The sequence below is a fragment of the Pseudomonas sp. 28 E 9 genome (assembly GCF_900004785.1).
Lineage (GTDB): Bacteria > Pseudomonadota > Gammaproteobacteria > Pseudomonadales > Pseudomonadaceae > Aquipseudomonas > Aquipseudomonas orientalis_A.
This window is the reverse complement of the sequence record NZ_CVTK01000053.1, coordinates 1-20,092: the sequence shown is the minus strand read 5'-3', so window position 1 is coordinate 20,092 and position 20,092 is coordinate 1. Positions and strand designations below refer to the sequence as shown.

General features: G+C 60.4%; 15 protein-coding genes. 9 read left to right on the top strand and 6 right to left on the bottom strand.

The window, feature by feature from the left end; all coding sequences use genetic code 11:
• Positions 1-16 precede the first annotated feature (16 nt).
• The 4 genes from BFQ00_RS20660 to BFQ00_RS20645 all read right to left on the bottom strand — a co-directional run bounded on the left by BFQ00_RS20660 (position 17) and on the right by BFQ00_RS20645 (position 3,672).
• Complete coding sequence (locus BFQ00_RS20660) at positions 17-847, bottom strand: carbohydrate ABC transporter permease (protein WP_065887345.1); 831 nt, start codon at positions 845-847, stop codon at positions 17-19.
• Between the two features lie 10 nt (positions 848-857).
• Complete coding sequence (locus BFQ00_RS20655) at positions 858-1,748, bottom strand: carbohydrate ABC transporter permease (RefSeq protein ID WP_065934578.1); 891 nt, start codon at positions 1,746-1,748, stop codon at positions 858-860.
• Positions 1,749-1,900: 152 nt separating this feature from the next.
• Positions 1,901-3,223 (bottom strand): ABC transporter substrate-binding protein, encoded by a 1,323-nt coding sequence (locus BFQ00_RS20650; RefSeq protein ID WP_065934577.1) that lies wholly within the window; start codon positions 3,221-3,223, stop codon positions 1,901-1,903.
• 200 nt (positions 3,224-3,423) lie between these two features.
• A complete protein-coding gene (locus BFQ00_RS20645) occupies positions 3,424-3,672 on the bottom strand; it encodes a DUF6124 family protein (RefSeq protein ID WP_065934576.1) in 249 nt (82 codons plus the stop codon).
• A 444-nt stretch (positions 3,673-4,116) separates the two neighbouring features.
• Here BFQ00_RS20645 and BFQ00_RS20640 point away from each other — a divergent pair, with 444 nt between their 5' ends.
• The 4 genes from BFQ00_RS20640 to BFQ00_RS20625 all read left to right on the top strand — a co-directional run bounded on the left by BFQ00_RS20640 (position 4,117) and on the right by BFQ00_RS20625 (position 7,507).
• Positions 4,117-4,497: a PAAR domain-containing protein gene (locus BFQ00_RS20640; RefSeq protein ID WP_065934575.1), complete on the top strand. Its 381-nt coding sequence runs from the start codon at positions 4,117-4,119 to the stop codon at positions 4,495-4,497.
• Positions 4,494-5,957, top strand: coding sequence for an S-type pyocin domain-containing protein (locus BFQ00_RS20635; RefSeq protein ID WP_065934574.1), 1,464 nt, complete (start codon positions 4,494-4,496; stop codon positions 5,955-5,957). Before BFQ00_RS20640 ends, BFQ00_RS20635 begins: the two co-directional genes overlap by 4 nt.
• Entirely contained in the window at positions 5,957-6,418 is a 462-nt protein-coding gene (locus BFQ00_RS20630) for a DUF6392 family protein (RefSeq protein WP_065934573.1), read from the top strand. The genes BFQ00_RS20635 and BFQ00_RS20630 overlap by 1 nt, the downstream gene beginning before the upstream one ends.
• Positions 6,419-7,027: 609 nt before the next feature.
• Positions 7,028-7,507, top strand: coding sequence for a DUF6392 family protein (locus BFQ00_RS20625; protein WP_065934572.1), 480 nt, complete (start codon positions 7,028-7,030; stop codon positions 7,505-7,507).
• A gap of 77 nt (positions 7,508-7,584) precedes the next feature.
• Here BFQ00_RS20625 and BFQ00_RS20620 read toward each other — a convergent pair whose 3' ends face one another.
• Entirely contained in the window at positions 7,585-8,490 is a 906-nt protein-coding gene (locus BFQ00_RS20620) for an AraC family transcriptional regulator (protein ID WP_065934571.1), read from the bottom strand.
• A gap of 71 nt (positions 8,491-8,561) precedes the next feature.
• Positions 8,562-9,851 carry a glycosyltransferase gene (locus BFQ00_RS20615; RefSeq protein ID WP_065934570.1) on the bottom strand — a complete coding sequence of 430 codons (1,290 nt, stop codon included), beginning with the start codon at positions 9,849-9,851 and terminating at the stop codon, positions 8,562-8,564.
• A 159-nt stretch (positions 9,852-10,010) separates the two neighbouring features.
• On the opposite strand from BFQ00_RS20615, the gene tpx reads away from it, so the two are divergent.
• The 5 genes from tpx to BFQ00_RS20590 all read left to right on the top strand — a co-directional run bounded on the left by tpx (position 10,011) and on the right by BFQ00_RS20590 (position 19,782).
• Positions 10,011-10,511: a thiol peroxidase gene (gene tpx, locus BFQ00_RS20610; RefSeq protein ID WP_065934569.1), complete on the top strand. Its 501-nt coding sequence runs from the start codon at positions 10,011-10,013 to the stop codon at positions 10,509-10,511.
• Positions 10,512-10,743: 232 nt separating this feature from the next.
• On the top strand, positions 10,744-12,042 hold the full coding sequence (locus BFQ00_RS20605) for an MdtA/MuxA family multidrug efflux RND transporter periplasmic adaptor subunit (protein ID WP_065934568.1): 1,299 nt from the start codon (positions 10,744-10,746) through the stop codon (positions 12,040-12,042).
• Positions 12,039-15,140, top strand: coding sequence for an MdtB/MuxB family multidrug efflux RND transporter permease subunit (locus BFQ00_RS20600; RefSeq protein ID WP_065934567.1), 3,102 nt, complete (start codon positions 12,039-12,041; stop codon positions 15,138-15,140). Before BFQ00_RS20605 ends, BFQ00_RS20600 begins: the two co-directional genes overlap by 4 nt.
• Positions 15,137-18,244, top strand: coding sequence for an efflux RND transporter permease subunit (locus BFQ00_RS20595; RefSeq protein ID WP_065887321.1), 3,108 nt, complete (start codon positions 15,137-15,139; stop codon positions 18,242-18,244). Before BFQ00_RS20600 ends, BFQ00_RS20595 begins: the two co-directional genes overlap by 4 nt.
• On the top strand, positions 18,241-19,782 hold the full coding sequence (locus BFQ00_RS20590; RefSeq protein ID WP_083203232.1) for an efflux transporter outer membrane subunit: 1,542 nt from the start codon (positions 18,241-18,243) through the stop codon (positions 19,780-19,782). The genes BFQ00_RS20595 and BFQ00_RS20590 overlap by 4 nt, the downstream gene beginning before the upstream one ends.
• Positions 19,783-20,092 lie beyond the last annotated feature (310 nt).

Below are 20,092 nucleotides of genomic sequence, written 5' to 3'. Positions count from 1 at the left end.
CCTCCGCTTGGAATTATTATTTGACGGCACCAAAGGACAAGCCGCGTACCAACTGCTTCTGGCTGATCCAGCCAAAGATCAGGATGGGCGCGCAGGCCAGGGTCGACACGGCGGACAATTTGGCCCAGAACAAGCCTTCGGGACTGGAGTAGGAGGCGATCAGCGCAGTCAGCGGCGCGGCGCTGGAGGACGTCAGGTTCAGCGACCAGAAGGCCTCGTTCCAGCACAGGATCAGCGACAGCAGCACGGTTGACGCCAGGCCGCCCTTGGCGATCGGCAGCAGCACGCGGACCATTTCCTGCCACAGGGTGGCGCCGTCCAGGCGGGCGGCTTCGAGGATGTCCTTGGGGATGTCCTTGAAGTAGGTGTACACCATCCACACCACGATCGGCAGGTTGATCAGGGTGTAGATGATGATCAGCGCAATGCGCGTGTCGAGCAGGCCAAAGCTCTTGGCCAGCAGGTAGATCGGCATCAGCACGCCCACCGGTGGCAGCATCTTGGTGGACAGCATCCACAGCAGCGTGCCCTTGGTGCGCTGGGTTTCATAGAACGCCATGGAGTAGGCGGCCGGCACCGAGATCAGCAGGCACAGCGCGGTGGCGCTGAAGGAAATCAGCACCGAATTCCACGCGTAGGCAAAATAGTTGCTGCGCTCGTTGATGTGCAGGTAGTTCTCCAGCGTCGGCGTGAAGATGAACTGCGGCGGCGTGGCGAACGCGTCGATTTCGGTCTTGAAGCTGGTCAGCACCATCCAGAAGATCGGGAAGAAGATCAGGATCGCAATGGCCCAGGCCAGGGTGCCGAGCAACAGGCTTTGCAGGCGGCGGGATTGTTGAAGCGTCATGGCGCGGCCCTCAAGGCTTGTCAGTCAGGTTTTTGCCGATCATCCGCACCAGGATGATCGCCGCGATATTGGCGATGACCACGGCAATCAAGCCGCCGGCCGAGGCCATGCCCACGTCGAACTGCACCAGCGCCTGGTTGTAGATCAGGTAGGCGAGGTTGGTCGAGGCGTAGCCGGGGCCGCCGTTGGTGGTGGTGAAGATTTCGGCGAACACCGAGAGCAGGAAGATGGTTTCGATCATCACCACCACGGCAATCGGACGGGCCAGGTGGGGCAGGGTCAGGTGCCAGAAGATCGCGATGGCGCCGGCACCGTCCAGGCGTGCGGCTTCCTTCTGTTCCTGGTCCAGGGACTGCATGGCGGTCATCAGCAACAGGATCGCGAAGGGCAGCCACTGCCACGACACAATGATGATGATCGACAGCAACGGGTAGTGCGCCAGCCAGTCCACGGGCTCGGCGCCGAAGAACTTCCACACGGCGGCGAGAATCCCCGACACCGGGTGGAAAATCAGGTTCTTCCAGATCAACGCACCGACGGTGGGCATGATGAAGAACGGCGAAATCAGCATCACCCGCACGATGCCACGCCCCAGGAATTCACTGGCCTCGAGCAGTGCACTGATCAGCACCCCGAACACCACGCTGATCAACAGCACACTGCCCACCAGCAGCAGGGTATTGGTGGCGCCGGGCAGGAAGCCCGAGTCGGTGACGAAGTAGGTGAAGTTTTCCAGCCCCACGAACTGGTTTTCGCCGGGGTAGAGCAGGTTGTAGCGGATCAGCGAAAAGTACAGGGTCATGCCCAGCGGCACGATCATCCACAGCAGCAACAGGGCCACCGAGGGGCTGACGAGGAACCAGCCGGGGTTGGCCAGGCGGTTTTTGACGGGTGTATTCATTAGGATCAAGACCAGTCGGATACGAATCGGAGCGCGGTCAATGTGGGAGGGGGCTTGCCCCCGATAGCGGTGTATCAGGTGATGAATCAGTTGGCTGATCCACTGCTATCGGGGGCAAGCCCACTCCCACATTTGACGGTGGTGAGGCTGGCTTATTTGGGGTAACCGGCCCGCTTCATTTCACGCTCGGTGGTGGTCTGTGCGGCGGTCAATGCGGCATCCACGGTCTGCTGACCGGTCAACGCACCCGAGAAGAACTTGCCGACCTGGGTACCAATCGCCTGGAACTCGGGAATGGTCACCAACTGGATACCGATATACGGCACCGGTTTTTCGGTGGGCTTGGTCGGGTCCGCCACTTTCAGCGATTCCAGGGTCACCTTGGCGAACGGTGCGGCCTTCATGTACTCATCGCTGTAGGTCGACTTGCGCGTGCCTGGCGGGACGTTGGCGACGCCGTCGGTCTTGGCGACCAATGCGCCATATTCCTTGGAGGTGGCCCAGCTGGTGAACACCTTGGCGGCGTCCTTGGCCTTGGAACTGGTGGGGATCGCCAGGCTCCAGGAGTACAGCCACGAGGTGCCCTTGTCGGTCTTCTCGTGCGGGGCGAAGGTAAAGCCGACGTGCTCGGCCACCTTGCTCTGGGTTTTATCGGTGACAAACGAGCCGGCCACGCTGGCGTCCACCCAGATCGCGCACTTGCCGCTGTTGAACAGCGCCAGGTTCTCGTTGAAGCCGTTGCTGGACGCACCCGGCGGGCCGGATTTCTTCATGTTGTCGACATAGAAGTTCAGCGCCTCCTTCCACTCGGGGCCGTTGAATTCGGGCTGCCATTTCTCATCGAACCAGCGCGCGCCGTAGCCGTTGGCCAGGGTGGTGATCAGCGCCATGTTCTCGCCCCAACCGGCTTTGCCGCGCAGGCACAGGCCGTATTGCTCTTTGGATTTGTCGGTGAGTTTGGCCGCGTATTCGCCGATCTGGGTCCAGGTCGGGTGCTCGGGCATGCTCAGCCCGGCGTCCTTGAACAGGTCGGTGCGGTAATAGGTGATCGAGCTTTCGGCGTAGAACGGCAGGGCGTACAGCGAGCCCTTGACGGACAGGCCGTCACGTACCGACGGGAACACGTCGTCAAGGTCGTAGGACGCCGGTAGGTCCTTCATGGGTTCCAGCCAACCCTTGGCGCCCCACAGTGCGGCTTCGTACATGCCGATGGTCAAGACATCGAACTGCCCGCCCTGGGTGGCGATGTCGGTGGTCAGGCGTTGGCGCAGCACGTTTTCTTCAAGCACCACCCAGTTCAGCTTGATCTCCGGGTGCTCGGCCTCGAAGGTTTTCGAGAGCTTCTGCATGCGGATCATGTCGCTGTTGTTGACGGTGGCAATGGTCAGGGTTTGCGCGCCAAAGCTGACGGCGCTGAGGGTCATGCATGCAGTCATGCAGGTAGAGGCAAGCAGTACTTTTGCTGTGAACTTCATCGCGCACTCCATTTCCGCGCCCAGGGGCTACGGAAGGACAGTTATTGTTGTTGTGTCTTCCTATCAAGGTGTCAGGAAGAGTGTGCGTTGATTACAGCCTTCAAATGCGGTTGTGACAAATCCTTGGGAGCACTGGGACTGATACTTTTTTGCACTCGGCATCGTTACCACGCGGAGCGTGGGAACGATCAGTGCGGTGCTTAACCCTCGATATCAGCCAATACCCGTTCAGCCAGCAGCCGAGACACCTCGATCAACTGCGCAATACCCAGCGCGCCTTCGCGGCGTGAGCCGTCGAGGTCAAAGGCGAAATCGCAGGTGAGGGCGTAGGCAGAGGCGAGGGATTCGCTTAGGTTGACCAGCAGGTCTTGCGTAGAGATGCCGTCTTTTACGGTGAACAGCACGCTGGGTGCTGGATCGATTGGGGGATTTGGGGTGGGTTTGATCATGGTGAAACTCCTGATTTAAGTGGAGTTACCACCCTTTCGCCGCGACGCTATTGGGTGGTAGCTGTACGCAGGTTCGCGGACCGGAATCAGGAAACCGGCATACCCGAAGGTATCCCGCGCACAGCCACCATAAGCCGCACAGTAGACGATAAAAAAACGCCGACTAAAAGCGGAAATGGCACTTTGCATCTGATTAAACCGGGCCGCGACGCCCGACCGCTGAGTGTGCAGCGGTGTAGGGAGACTAGAGATCGAGTGTCCTGGGGGCAACCTCAAAGCCTTGTAAGACGTTTCTGTTTTTCCCAATACCTAGCCGAACGGACAGTTGTTTGGCTTCGCGCCAGCCAGCAACATTTTCTTGCGCCAGTTCGGCGCTATTCCCTTTGCATACATCAACGCCATGATCGCGTTTGAGCACCCCTGCACGCTAAAAAAGGACGAAGCATGAAAGACACCAATACTGAAATCCAACAATCAACTCGCCCAATCAAAGCTATCTACGGCTACGCGACACTCGGCTCAAGAACGCGTATGGGTGGAGAAATCATTACTGCAAGCACCAGCCTCGAGATCCATGACCTGCGCATCGCGTGCGTCGGCGACCGAGTGCGCTACCCCGATGGCAAAGAGAGCGAAATTGTCTCGGGAGCAGGTTTCGCAGCCATCTACAAAGGTCTGCCCATCGCCATTGTCGGCAGCGCTACCGACAACGGTGACACCGTGACGGGCAGCCTGCAAAACCTGGCTCAGGTGGTGGAGTACGCGGACGGCGAGGGTATTCCTGGCCTTCTAAAGCCTGGATATCGCGTGGAGAATCAGATGTGAGGCGCTACAACATCACCACGGGTTCAACCACCACAGCGGGTGGCAAAGTGACCAGTGGTTGTGAGCGCACCAGTTTCAACGGCGAATTAATCTCAAGGGAGGGTGACCGGGTCGCTTGCCCGGCTTGCGGCACTGAAGGCTTCATCGCGCTCGTCGGTCCTCATCTGCACGAAGAGTGGAACGGCAAACAAGCGGCACTTGAGGGGGATCTGTGTATCTGCAAATGCGATCCGCCGCCGGAGTTGATTGCCAATCAGCGCTTCAAATGCCAGGAGTTCGGTCCCCAGCCTCAACGATTCACCACCGTTGGAATGGGGCCGACCGCGTCCGCCGCGACACCTTTCAACGTAGCCGCGCCCGCTGCGCCGAATCGTGCCGCTGATACCTGCGTTTTCGCCAAATCATGCGTTTCGGTACCCGCCGGTTCTACAGCCGCGGGAACCGGCACGGAAAACGCCAGAAACTTCGGCGCCACGGCCGTCATGGCCTCAACCGGTACGACGGGCGCCGTCGGCAGGGTAGCAGGCACACTCGGCAGCGACCTCGGTGCCTGGGCTGTACGAGGCTTGGCCGGAGCCAGTTCGGCCCTCAACCTTGTGCTGCTGGCCTTTTGGCCACGGGATATCGGTGATTCAACGCTATACACCCCGGAGCAGTTGGAGGGGATGCGTTCGGCCAGTACGCGGGTGCGTTTCCAGTTTCGCCAGGATGAGTCCGGTGAACTGCGTGTTTACGGCCTACATACCCAACCTGGCAGTGGCGCTGACCGCGTACCCGTTGCGCAAGCCCGGTGGAATGAGGATCACAGCGCGATGGTCGCGGTGCTGGATGGCATCAGCATCACCTGGACGCCGAACCACGGCCCGGTTGTCAGCGTGCCGAGCCCGTATCCCGGTACACCGGAACGCTTGGATAACGTGTTTGTTCATCCAGTTGCGGTGGGGCAAGATTCGGCAATCAGTCACTATCCAGGACGGGATGCAGAAAACATCACCTGGCAGGATACGATCATTTCGTTTCCGGCTGATTCGGGTGTGCCGCCGTTGTATCTGGTGTTTGCCAAGCCGGCGGTCAGGCCGTTGGAGGTCGACATCTATAGGGCTTTCAGTGGACGGCCTCGTGAAGGCATGCACTTGGATCACATGCCTTCCCAAGCGGCGTTAGAGCATTACTTGGTGGAAAATTTTCCGCATCTTGATGAGATTGATCGGAAGCAGGCAATGAAAAACGCTGTGAGCATCGCGATACCGTCTCGTGTTCATCAGAAATACAGTGAGACCTTCGGAGGCAGAAACACAAAATTCAAACGACAGGTGGATGCGGCTGATTTACGAGGTGCGGCAGAACGAAATTTTAATGCAATAAAGCCCTACATGCTTGAGGAAGGGTTCAAAGAAGGGGACCTTGAGGATGCGCGGACCAAGATGCATAAAATCAATAAAAAAATGGGGTGGTATTAATGGACGCGCCAACGATTAAGTTGTGGGTGGAGAGTTTGGGACTCGGTTTCACCGAACTTGTAGCAAGTGGGAAGATTCCCAATCAACCGCTGGTGAAGCCATTTGAGGACAGCGATTGGCCGACCATGCGTCCAGTAGAGGGAGTGGAGTTGCTCTTCAATGACAGGACCAAGTCCCTGAAGCAGATCCTGATCACACTCATCCCGACGGTCGGGCAACCGGTTTATGCTGGAGGGTTACCCACACCATTTTCCCTGATGATTAATCAGCAAAGTGTGCGTAGTGCTTTGGGAGAACCTATGGATTCGAGAGGTCGTGCCAGGCTTCCGGGGGGGCTGGGTATACGGGGAGGGTGGGATGCATATAAGTTGTCCAGCGAATGGCATCCGAATGCAAAAGTTATAATTGGTTATCTTGAAAACTATGCTGTAAACAATATCAGTTTCTCGGTGATAAATTAGGAGCGTGTTGCCTCAAGCATGGAGCAGGTGAACTGCCAATATGATCGCCAGTTGCAAAACTGGTGATCGCTTGCTCTGTGCTGTCCCTAATCCTCGATAGGAGACAATGTCCACCTGTGGCGATTAGTCGTTGGATCAAGCAAGTCACCAATTAATCTCCGCGTATCTATGCATAGAGATTGATCATTCTCAGCGGCACAATATAAATCAGAAACAAGGGTGGTATTCATGGATACTGCAGCGATTAACAATTTGATCAACCGGCTGGGACGCAATTACGCCGGGTTGATCAGTGAGGGCTTGATTTTCAGAGGCATCATTGATGCCGTTGTTGGATACCGCGAAAAACGAAGAGTGGGTCCAGTTTCCGGTCCGTGTAGGTTTCAGCTACAATGCCGAAATGATGGTCGAAACGCTCACTTTTGCATTGTGCGGCGGAGAATAAGCCAGTTAGTTTGACTTGTTTCGAGCCAGATTCTGCTCAGTTTAGCCGCTGCAACGCCAAGCGCAGATAGTGGTTCTTTGATTTTAATCAAGTGCAGGTGATGAGTTCGGTATTGGAGCCTCTCGTCAGCAGTGATGACATTAACCAAACTCAGGAGGGTACTGGTGGGCGCCGTTACGATCAGTTGTTTAGTAGGAGGGCTTGGTTTTCCTTATCACAAATTGGTGAGCGAAGGGCTCATTCAGGATTTACTGCTCAAGCGGCTCTTTGATACGTCTGATAACGAGGAGCTGATTCAAAATCCAGAACCCGGTGTGAAATTATGGTTCTGGGCAGAAACAAAGCGGCTGGAGCAAGTAATGATCGTCCTGATTCAAACAGTCGGGCAGCTTGTCTATGTCGGGCAATTACCTCAACCGTTCAAGTTAGATATGGATCAACGATACGTACGTGAAGCTTTAGGTGTGCCCATTAAATCCAAGCCCTCCGTAAAACTACCAGGTGGATTGGGTATGCGGGGCGGAGCGGACATATATCATTTGGACCAAAAGGCACATCCCAACGTGATGGTGACTCTCAGCTATCTGGAAAATTTTAGAGTTAACAATATCAGTTTCTCCTTGATTGATTCCGGGCACGATTGATCTCTCGCAGAGTCTTGCTACGGCCTGAAAGCTGATTAAAAAGAACATCCCCACACGCAGAGCGTGGGCCCGATCGTTCAAGCCAAATTCTGCTCAGTCAACCGCTGCACCGCCAACCGCCGATAATGGGACGGCGTCATCCCCTTGAGCTGCTGAAACCGCCGATTGAAGTTGGAAATATTGTTGAAGCCCGACTCAAAGCACACATCCGTCACCGCCTTGTCGCCATCAGCCAGCAATTCGCAGGACTTGCTGATGCGCAGCCGGTTGACGAACTCAATGAACGTGCGCCCCGTAGCCTGTTTGAACACCCGGGAAAAATACGTCGGCTTCATCCCCAGGTACTCCGCCACTTCCTCCAGCGGCAACTCCCGGGCGTAGTGGGCAAAGATGTAGTCCACCGCGCGGTTGGTGCGGTCGATGCTGTGTTCGTCGGCTTGCTGCGGGGTGGTCACGCCGGACAACAGCTGGTAGTCCTCACAGGCGCTCAACACCTCCAGCAGGATAAAGAAGTGCCCCAGACGTGCCATGCCGTGGGCGTCCTCGATCTGCTGCATCAGGGTCATGGCCTGGGCGATGGTCTTTTTGCAGCGGAATTCGATGCCGTATTGGGCACGCTCGAGCAACGGCGTCAGACTCTTGAGTTCGGCGAAGATGTGGCTGCCGTGTTCGAACAGCTCATCGGTGAAGTTCACCAGCATGTCGCGCTTGGGCACTACCTCGTCTTCCTCCACCTGGCTGATCCAGTTGTGGGGCAGGTTTGGGCCGGTGAGAAACAGGCTTTCCGGGTAGAAGTTGCCGATGTAGTCACCGATAAATACCTTGCCCGAGCTGGCGACGATCAGGTGCAGTTCGTATTCCTTGTGGAAATGCCAGCGCACCAGCGGGCAGGGGAAGCCGTGCTGGCGATAGATGATGGACAGGCCGTTGTGGTCGTCCATCAGCTCGTAGGAAGGGTCGGTGATGCGCGTTGCTCGGGTCATGTTGCCGTCGCTTTATTGTGGTCGCTGCGTAGGATAATGCCCCGTCGCGCGCGACCTCGCCAGCGGTAGCCTTACAGGGTGCGGTTTTTTGCTTCGATCCACTGGGACATGTACTGGGTACTTTTATGCGCATGATGGCGCAGCATGCTGCCGGTGAAGTTGTCCCGACGATGGGCGGCGAGGTGGCGGCGGCAGTGTTCCAGGCAGGCTACCAGCGCAGGCCCGTGGACCGATTGGTCGTAGCGCCGGGCAAGCAGTTGACGACCGTTTTCCTGGGCCTGGGTCCAGCGTTCGCGGTCCTGATAGAGGCTCACGGCGGCGGCAGCCAGGGCCGGGGCGTTGTGTTCGATGGCGCCCGGCCAGGGCTGATCATCGCCCATGGCCTCGGCGCCGATAGGGGTGGTGACATTGGGCGTGCCGCACAGCATCGCATCGATCAACTTGCCCTTGATGCCCGCGCCAAAGCGCAGCGGTGCCAGGCAAATACGCGCGGCGCTCATCACTTGCAGCGCGTCTTCGGCCCAGTTCATCACATGAAAACCCTGGGCCGGGTTGTGCAGAGCAGTGGCCTTGGGCGGGGTGTAGGCGCCGTAGATATGCAGCTGCGCGCCCGGCAACTGGTGGCGAATCAGCGGCCACAGGCTGTTCTTCATCCATAGCACCGCGTCCCAGTTGGGCGCATGGCGGAAATTGCCGATGCTGAGAAAGTGCGCACGCTCTTCAAATGGCGCAAACGCGGCTTTGGGCGGCGGCAGCATCAACGGGCACCAGTGGAGCAGGGCGGCAGGTACCTTGAACTGTTCGGTGAGCAGGCGGATTTCCACGTCGGAGATCATCAGGCTGATGTCGCAGCGGTAAATCGCGGCGATTTCGCGCTTGGCCAGGTCGGTGTCAGCCATGCGCTGGAACTCGTCCTCCAGCGCCGGCGCGAACAGGGCGCTGAAGTCGTCGCTGTCGGGGTTGGCTTTCACCTGCTCCTTGAAGCGCTGGTGGCGAGCGTCGCGCAGGCTTTGCAAGTCAGAGGTCTCCAGCACGCGCAGGGCGTCGGGGCAGCACTTTTCGACGCGCCAGCCGAATTGCTCTTCCATCATGAAACGGTCGAACAGCACGATATCCGGGGCCAATTCGCGAACAAAATCATCGAAGCTGCTGTTATTCAGTTCAATGGCGCATTCAGCGATGCCGAGTGCGGGCAAGTCGGCCTTGTGTTCGCCGATAGTCGCCGGGCTGCTGAAGGTAATGTCCCAACCTTGTGTAAGAAAACTCTCAAGGATCTGCATCATATGCCCGCCCGCAGCCGAGGAGCGCGGCTCCGGCCAGACGTAACCAATGACCAGGACTTTGGTGGCGGGCTGATTCATCAACAGCGGTTTCCTTGAGGGACAGGCGAAAAGCGCGCAATTAAACCACAACCCGGCGACGTGACAATTTGTGTCTGGCGGTAGGTAGCGTCGGCACTTTGTGGTTAACTTCGGCCTCTCGAATTCGTTTAACCAAAACCCAGCATAAGGATTCCGTTCATGGCTCAAGTCACCCTTAAAGGCAACCCGGTCCAGGTTGAAGGCGAATTGCCACAAGTCGGTACCCAGGCACCCGACTTCACCCTGACTGCCGGCGACCTGTCGGACGCGACTCTGGCGAGCTTCGCCGGCAAGCGCAAAGTGTTGAACATCTTCCCAAGCGTCGACACCCCGACCTGCGCCACCTCGGTTCGCAAGTTCAATGCCCAGGCCAACGACCTGAACAATACCGTGGTGTTGTGCATTTCCTCGGACCTGCCGTTTGCCCAGGCGCGTTTCTGCGGCTCCGAAGGCCTGGACAACGTCAAGAGCCTGTCGGACTTCCGCAGCGCCGCGTTCTCCCAGGATTACGGCGTAGACATCGTTGAAGGCCCGCTGCGCAGCCTCACCGCTCGCGCCGTTGTGGTGCTGGATGAGCACGACAAGGTGCTGCACAGCGAACTGGTTGCCGAAATCGGCCAGGAGCCAAACTACGAAGCAGCCCTCGCTGTTTTGAAGTAACTGTTTCTACGCGTGACTGTCGTAAGGCAGTCACACGTATGATGCAAGCTTGCGGCCTGGCCTAGTCCAGGCCGTTTTTATTTGGGTGTCAGCAGCTTAGCGAAACCGTCCAGGCACCAGGACCCGAATTTCAAAAGTTGTAAGCCCAAGGTAAATAGCCGGTAAAGGCGCTTTTCTAAATGCGCTCCAGTGCTTATCTTTCAGCCTCCCAAAGAAGAAGCTCTCGCGCCCAATGGTTGATCACTCCATGCAATCCTCCCCCCGCAACTCCCGCCGCTGGCTGTTTGGCCTGCTCGTGCTGCTGGTTATCGCCGGCTTGTGCTGGAAATTCTGGCCCGGCGGCGCGACCCATAAAGACGCCCCGGCCGGGCACACCGGCAAGACCGGCATGGCGCGCCCAGGGTTCGGCGGCTCCACCGGCCCGGTGCCGGTGCGCGTGGCGCCGGCTGTTTTGGGGGAGTTCCCGGTGTACTACAAGGCCCTGGGCACGGTGACCGCGCTCAACACGATCAACGTGCGCAGCCGGGTGGGCGGCGAGCTGGTGAAGATCGCCTTTGAAGAGGGGCAAATGGTCAAGGCTGGCGACTTGCTCGCCGAGATCGACCCGCGCAGCTACCAGAATGCCTTGCTCCAGGCCCAGGGCACGTTGCTGCAGAACCAGGCGCAGTTGAAAAACGCCCAGGTCGATGTGCAACGCTATCGCGGCCTGTACGCCCAGGACAGTATCGCCAAGCAGACCCTGGACACCGCCGAAGCGCTTGTCCTGCAATATCAGGGCACGGTCAAGACCAACCAGGGTGCGGTCGACGATGCCAAGCTGAACCTTGAATTCACCAAGATCCGCGCGCCGATTGCCGGTCGCGTCGGTTTGCGTCAGCTCGACGTCGGCAACCTGGTCGCCGCCAACGACACTACAGCCCTCGCGGTGATCACCCAGACCCAACCGATCAGCGTGGCCTTCACCCTGCCGGAAAACACCCTGGACACCGTCCTCACCCGTTATCACGCCGGCAACAAGCTGCCGGTGGAAGCCTGGGACCGTGGCGACACGAAAAAGCAGGCGGTGGGCGTGCTGCAGAGCCTGGATAACCAGATCGACGTGACCACCGGCACCCTGAAATTCAAGGCGCGCTTCGATAACAAGGATCAGGCGCTGTTTCCCAACCAGTTCGTCAATGTGCACTTGCTGGCCGACACCTTGCACAACGTGGTGCTGGCACCGTCCGCCGCGATCCAGTTCGGTAACGGCGGCACCTTTGTCTACAAGCTCGATGGCGACAACAAGGTCAAGGTCCAGCCGCTGGTGGTGGGTGATACCGATGGCGACAACACCGTGATCAAGCAAGGCCTGGCGGCGGGTGATCGGGTGGTCATGGAAGGCACCGACCGTCTCAAGGACGGCAGCGAAATCGAAGTGGTCAACGACAGCAACGAAGTGCCGACCACGCCGACCGAACACCTGCAAGGCAAGCCTGCGGCGAAAGGGGAGACCGGTACTGACGCCGGCAAGGCGCAAAAGGTCGGCGCATGAACCTGTCGCGCCTGTTTATCCTGCGCCCGGTCGCCACCACGCTGAGCATGCTCGCCATCGTGCTGGCCGGCCTGATCGCTTACCGCTTGTTGCCGGTTTCGGCCTTGCCCCAGGTGGATTACCCGACCATTCGGGTGATGACGCTGTACCCCGGAGCCAGCCCCGACGTGATGACCAGCGCGGTCACTGCGCCGCTGGAGCGCCAGTTCGGGCAGATGCCAGGCCTGACCCAGATGGCCTCCACCAGTTCGGGCGGTGCGTCGGTACTGACCCTGCGCTTCAACCTCGACATCAATATGGATGTCGCCGAGCAGCAGGTGCAGGCCGCGATCAACGCCGCCACCAACCTGTTGCCCAAGGATTTGCCGGCGCCGCCGGTGTACAACAAGGTCAACCCGGCGGACACCCCGGTGCTGACCCTGGCAATTACTTCCAAGACCATGCTGCTGCCCAAGCTCAATGACCTGGTCGACACGCGCATGGCGCAGAAGATCGCGCAGATCAGCGGCGTCGGCATGGTCAGCATCGCCGGCGGCCAGCGCCAGGCGGTGCGCATCAAGGTCAACCCCGAGGCCCTGGCGGCCAATGGCTTGAACCTGTCGGATGTGCGCACCCTGATCGCCGCGTCCAACGTCAACCAGCCCAAGGGCAACTTCGACGGGCCCACGCGGGTGTCGATGCTCGATGCCAACGACCAGTTGGTGTCCCCCGAGCAATATGCCGAACTGATCCTGGCCTACAACAACGGCGCGCCGTTGCGCCTCAAGGACGTGGCGCAGATCGTCGACGGCGCCGAAAACGAGCGCCTTGCCGCCTGGGCCAACGAAAACCAGGCCGTGCTGCTCAATATCCAGCGCCAGCCGGGCGCCAACGTGATCGAGGTGGTGGACCGTATCAAGGCCCTGCTGCCGAGCATCACCGACAACCTGCCGGCGGGCCTGGACGTGACGGTGCTCACCGATCGCACCCAGACCATCCGCGCGTCGGTCAAGGATGTGCAGCACGAATTGCTGATCGCCATCGCCCTGGTGGTGATGGTGACGTTCCTGTTCCTGCGCCGGGTCAGCGCCACGATCATTCCGTCCATCGCCGTGCCGCTGTCGCTGGTCGGCACCTTTGGCGTGATGTACCTGGCGGGGTTCTCGGTCAACAACCTGACATTGATGGCCCTGACCATTGCCACCGGGTTCGTGGTGGACGACGCCATCGTGATGCTGGAGAACATCTCCCGCTATATCGAGGAAGGCGAAACGCCCATGGCCGCCGCGCTCAAGGGCGCCAGGCAGATCGGTTTCACCCTGATTTCCCTGACCCTGTCGCTGATCGCCGTGCTGATCCCGCTGCTGTTCATGGCCGACGTGGTCGGGCGCCTGTTTCGCGAGTTCGCCATCACCCTGGCGGTGGCGATCCTGATTTCCCTGGTGGTGTCCCTCACGCTCACGCCGATGATGTGCGCACGATTGCTCAAGCGTGAACCGAAGGAGGAAGAACAGGGGCGTTTCTACAAAGCCAGCGGCGCCTGGATCGATTGGTTGATCGACGCCTACGGGTGCAAGCTGCAATGGGTGCTCAGGCACCAGCCGCTGACCCTGCTGGTGGCCATCGCCACCCTGGGCCTTACGGTGGTGCTGTACCTGGTGGTGCCCAAGGGCTTCTTCCCGGTGCAGGATACCGGGGTGATCCAGGGCATTTCCGAAGCGCCGCAGTCGATTTCGTTTGCCGCGATGAGCCAGCGCCAGCAGGAACTGGCGAAGATCATCCTGGCCGATCCGGCGGTGGAAAGCCTGTCCTCCTACATTGGCGTGGACGGTGATAACGCCACCCTCAACAGCGGTCGCTTGCTGATCAACCTCAAGGCCCATGGCGTGCGCGACTTGAGCGCGGTGCAGGTGATCGCTCGCCTGCAACCGGCCATCGACAAGCTGGTGGGCATCCGCCTGTTCATGCAGCCGGTGCAGGACCTGACCATCGAAGACCGCGTCAGCCGTACCCAGTATCAATTCAGCATGTCCTCACCGGACGCCGAGTTGCTGGCGCTGTGGAGCGACAAGCTGGTGCACGCCCTCGGCCAGTTGCCGGAACTCACCGACGTAGCCAGCGACCTGCAGGACAAGGGCCTGCAGGTGTACCTGGTAATCGACCGCGATGCCGCCTCGCGCCTGGGCGTCAGCGTCTCGACTATCACCGATGCGCTCTATGACGCCTTCGGCCAGCGGCAGATTTCCACCATCTACACCCAGGCCAGCCAGTACCGCGTGGTCTTGCAGGCCCAGTCCGGCGAAACCCTCGGCCCGGCCGCGCTCAACCAGATCCATGTGAAGACCACCGACGGCGGCCAGGTGCGGCTGTCGAGCCTGGCCCATGTGGAGCAGCGCCAGGCGCAGTTGGCGATTGCCCATATCGGCCAATTCCCGGCGGTGATGATGTCGTTCAACCTGGCCCCCGGGGTCGCGCTGGGCAAAGGCGTGGAACTGATCAACCAGACCCAGAAGGACATCGGCATGCCGGTCGGCGTGCAGACCCAGTTCCAGGGAGCGGCCCAGGCGTTCGAGGCCTCGCTGTCGAGCACCTTGCTGCTGATCCTGGCGGCGGTGGTCACCATGTACATCGTGCTCGGCGTGCTCTACGAGAGTTACATCCACCCGATCACCATTCTCTCGACCTTGCCGTCGGCGGCGGTGGGTGCCTTGCTGGCCTTGCTGCTCAGCGGCAATGACCTGGGCATGATCGCGATCATCGGCATCATCCTGCTGATCGGTATCGTCAAGAAGAACGCGATCATGATGATCGACTTCGCCCTCGACGCCGAGCGCAACCAGGGCCTGGACCCGCAAACCGCCATCTACCAGGCGGCGCTGCTGCGCTTCCGGCCGATCCTGATGACCACCCTGGCGGCCTTGTTCGGTGCGGTGCCGTTGATGCTGGCCAGCGGCTCCGGTGCGGAATTGCGCCAGCCTCTGGGCCTGGTGATGGTCGGCGGGTTGCTGGTGAGCCAGGTGTTGACGCTGTTCACCACGCCGGTGATTTACCTGTATTTCGACCGTCTTGGCCGGCGCTGGCGTAAAGAGCCGCAAAGCCTGGAGCCGGTTGAACCATGAACCTGTCCGGACCTTTCATTCGCCGGCCGGTAGCGACCATGCTGCTCAGCCTGGCGATCATGTTGCTCGGTGGCGTCAGCTTCAATTTGCTGCCGGTGTCGCCGTTGCCGCAGATCGACTTCCCGGTAATTGTGGTGTCGGCCAGCTTGCCGGGCGCCAGCCCCGAGGTGATGGCGTCTACCGTGGCCACGCCGCTGGAGCGCTCGTTCGGCGCGATTGCCGGCATCACCACCATGAGCAGTTCATCGAGCCAGGGCTCCACGCGGGTGATTCTGGCATTCGATTCCGACCGCGATATCAACGGCGCGGCGCGGGAAGTGCAGGCGGCGATCAATGCATCGCGCAACCTGCTGCCCAGCGGCATGCGCAGCATGCCCACCTACAAGAAGATCAACCCGTCCCAGGCGCCGATCATGGTGCTGTCGCTGACCTCCGACGTGTTGCAGAAGGGCCAGTTGTACGACCTGGCCTCGACCATTCTGTCCCAGAGCCTGTCCCAGGTGCCGGGCGTGGGCGAAGTGCAGATTGGTGGCAGCTCCCTGCCGGCCGTGCGCATCGAGCTGGAGCCCAAGGCCCTCGACCAGTACGGCGTGGCCCTGGATGATGTGCGCAATACCATCGCCAACGCCAACCAGCGCCGGCCCAAGGGTTCCCTGGAAGACAGCGAGCGCAACTGGCAGATCCAGGCCAACGATCAGTTGGAAAAAGCCAAGGACTACGAGCCGTTGCTGATTCGCTACCAGAACGGTGCGGCGCTGCGCCTGAGCGACGTGGCGAAGATCAGCGACGGCGTGGAAGACCGCTACAACAGCGGGTTTTTCAACAACGATTCGGCGGTGTTGCTGGTGATCAACCGCCAGTCCGGCGCCAACATCATTGAAACCGTGCGCCAGATCAAGGCGCAGTTGCCGGCGTTGCAGGCGGTGCTGCCGTCCAGCGTCAAACTCAACCTGGCCATGGACCGTTCGCCGGTCATCACCGCCACCTTGCACGAAGCCGAGATGACCCTGCTGATCGCCGTGGCCCTGGTGGTGCTGGTGGTGTACCTGTTCCTGGGCAACTTCCGCGCCTCGTTGATCCCCACCCTGGCGGTGCCGGTGTCGCTGGTGGGCACCTTTGCGGTGATGTACCTGTACGGGTTTTCGCTGAACAACTTCTCGCTGATGGCGCTGATCCTGGCGACCGGCCTGGTGGTGGACGATGCCATCGTGGTGCTGGAGAACATCTCCCGGCATATCGACGAGGGCGTGCCGCCGATGAAGGCCGCGTACCTGGGCGCCCAGGAAGTCGGCTTTACCTTGCTGTCGATGAACGTGTCGCTGGTGGCGGTGTTTCTCTCCATCCTGTTCATGGGCGGGATCGTCACCAACCTGTTCCGTGAGTTCTCCATCACCTTGTCGGCGGCGATCATCGTTTCGCTGATCGTGTCGCTGACCCTGACCCCGATGCTCTGCGCACGCTGGCTCAAGCCCCATGTCAAAGGGCAGATGACCGGCCTGCAGCGCTGGAGCCACCGCATCAACGAACGCATGGTCGCCGCCTATGCCACCAGCCTGGACTGGGTGCTGCGCCATCGACGCCTGACCCTGCTCAGCCTGTTGCTGACCGTGGGGGTGAACATCGCGCTGTACGTGGTGGTGCCGAAGACCTTCATGCCCCAGCAGGACACCGGTCAGTTGATCGGTTTTGTGCGCGGGGATGACGGGCTGTCATTCAACGTGATGCAGCCGAAAATGGAAATCTTCCGCCAGGCCGTGCTCAAGGACCCGGCGGTGCTCAGCGTGGCCGGCTTTATCGGCGGCAACAGCGGCACCAACAACGCGGTGATGCTGGTGCGCCTCAAACCGATTGCCGAGCGCAAAATCTCGGCCCAGGCCGTGATCGAGCGCCTGCGCAAGGAAGTGCCGCTGGTCCCCGGCGGGCGCCTGTTCCTGATGGCCGACCAGGACCTGCAATTCGGCGGCAGCCGCGACCAGACCAGCGCGCAGTATTCCTACATCCTGCAAAGCGGTGACCTGGCCGCGTTGCGCCTGTGGTACCCCAAAGTGGTGGCCGCCATGCGCGAGCTGCCGGAGCTGACCGCCATCGACGCCCGCGAGGGGCGCGGCGCGGCCCAGGTCACCCTGATCGTCGACCGCGACCAGGCCAAGCGCCTGGGAATCGACATGGCCATGGTCACCTCGGTGCTCAACAACGCCTACAGCCAGCGGCAGATTTCCACGATCTACGACAGCCTCAACCAGTATCAGGTGGTAATGGAGGTCAATCCCAAATATGCCCAGGACCCGATCACCCTCAACCAGGTGCAGGTGATTACCGCCGATGGCGCGCGCGTGCCGCTGTCGACCATTGCCCATTATGAAAACAGCCTGGCCGATGACCGCGTCAGCCATGAAGGGCAGTTCGCCTCGGAAAACATCGCGTTCGACATGGCGCCAGGCGTGACGGTGGAGCAGGGCACTGCCGCCATCGAGCGCGCGATTGCCAAGGTCGGCCTGCCGGAAGACGTGATCGCCAAGATGGCCGGCACCGCCGACGCGTTCGCCGCGACCCAGAAGGGCCAGCCGTTCATGATTCTCGGCGCGCTGGTGGCGGTGTACCTGGTGCTGGGCGTGCTGTATGAAAGCTATATCCACCCGCTGACGATTCTGTCGACCTTGCCCTCGGCCGGTGTCGGCGCGTTGCTGTCTATCTATCTGCTGGGCGGGGAGTTCAGCCTGATCTCGTTGTTGGGGCTGTTCCTGCTGATCGGGGTGGTGAAGAAAAACGCGATCCTGATGATCGACCTGGCGCTGCAGCTTGAGCGGCATGACGGCATGAGCCCGCTGGAGTCGATTCGCAGTGCCTGCCTGCTGCGCCTGCGACCGATCCTGATGACCACGCTGGCGGCGATTCTTGGCGCCTTGCCGCTGCTGCTCGGCGCCGGCGATGGCGCGGAAATGCGCCAGCCCCTGGGCCTGACCATCATTGGCGGCCTGGTGTTCAGCCAGATTCTGACCCTTTACACCACCCCGGTGGTTTACCTCTATCTAGACCGCGCGCGCCACCGCTTCAACGCCTGGCGCGGCGTGCGTACCGATGCTGCCCTGGACACTGCGCTATGAATGATTCAACCAACGCGAACCCCACTGTAGGAGCGAGCTTGCTCGCGAAAAACGTGCAGACACCGCGTTCTTCCAAGCTCGGCGCGTTATCGTTGACGACCTTCGCGAGCAAGCTCGCTCCTACAGTAGGGCTGGCGTTGTTGCTCAGCGCCTGCGCCATCGGCCCCGATTACCAGCGGCCTCCTGTGGTCGAACCTGCACAATTCAAGCAAGCCCAGGGCTGGCGCCAGGCCAACCCGAGCGACTCCCTGGCCCGTGGCGCGTGGTGGGAGCTGTACGGCGACCGCCAGTTGAACGAGCTGGTGGTGCGCCTCAACAGTTCCAACCAGACCGTCGCCCAGGCCGAGGCGCGTTTCCGTCAGGCCCAGGCACTGGTGCGCAGTGCTCGCGGGGCGTTTTACCCCAGCGTCGACCTGAGCGTCGGTAAAACCCGCGCCAGCCAGGGCACCGGCAGCAGCAGCGCCAGCCTGAGCAGTTCCAGCAGCGGTATTCGCGACACCCTCAATGCGCAACTGGGCGTGAGCTGGGAAGCCGACGTCTGGGGCAAATTGCGCCGTGGCCTGGAGGCCAACGAAGCCAGCGCCGAGGCCAGCACGGCAGACCTGGCGGCGATGCGCTTGAGCCAACAGTCGGAACTGGTGCAGAGCTACCTGCAGTTGCGCGTCATGGATGAACAGACGCGTTTGTTGCAAGCCACGCTGGACACCTACCAGCGTTCGCAGCAGATGACCGAAAACCAGTACCGCGCCGGTGTCGCCGGCAAGGACGCCATCGCCCAGGCGCGAACCCAGCTCAAGACCACCCAGGCCAGCCTGATCGACCTGATCTGGCAGCGTGCCCAGCTGGAAAACGCGATTGCGGTATTGATCGGCGAAGCCCCGGCCAATTTCAGCCTGGCCGTCAGCAAGGACATCCCGGCGTTGCCGCAGATTCCCGTGGGCCTGCCGTCGCAGCTGTTGGAGCGCCGCCCGGATATCGCGTCGGCCGAACGTTCGGTGATTGCAGCCAACGCCAATATTGGTGTGGCCAAGGCCGCCTATTATCCCGACTTGACCTTGAGCCTGGCGGGGGGCTACTCCAGCAGCACCTATGAAGACTGGATCAGCCTGCCGAACCGTTTCTGGTCGGTGGGCCCGAAGTTGGCCATGACGCTGTTCGACGGCGGCCAGCGCTCGGCGGAAGTCGACCGCAGCGTGGCCAGCTATGACGAAACCGTGGCCAAGTACCGTCAGACCGTACTGGATGGGTTCCGCGAAGTCGAAAATTACATGGTGCAGCTCAAGGTGCTGGCCGACGAAGCGGTGGTCAGCAACGAGGCGCTGGAGTCTGCTCGCGAGTCGTTGCGGTTGACCGAGAACCAGTACAAGGCGGGGCTGATTGCCTACCTGGACGTGGTTACCGTGCAGGCAACGGCCCTGAGTAACGAGCGCACGGTACTGAACTTGCTGCAGTCGCGGTTGGTGGCGAGTGTGCAGTTGATTGCGGCGTTGGGTGGGGGGTGGGATGGGAACACCCGTCCGGCCGACCAAGATAAGTAGGGGTAACTCAATCTCGGGATGGCCTATGCTGCTACCCAAATGACACGCCTCGGTCAATGTGGGAGGGGCGGTGCGACGATTCGACTTGCCCCCGATGGCGGCCTCAGGGCCGACCAGGATGTTGTGTCGATCCTGACCCAAATGTGGGAGGGGGCTTGCCCCCGATGGCGGCCTCAGAGCCGACCAGGATGTTGGATCAGATCGAGTACATATCCATTTCTGCGGTAACGGCTGCTATGGGTTCCGCTTTTACAGCGGCTCACTTTTGAAAAGCGCAAAAGTAAGCAAAACGCTCTTGCCCCACCACTCG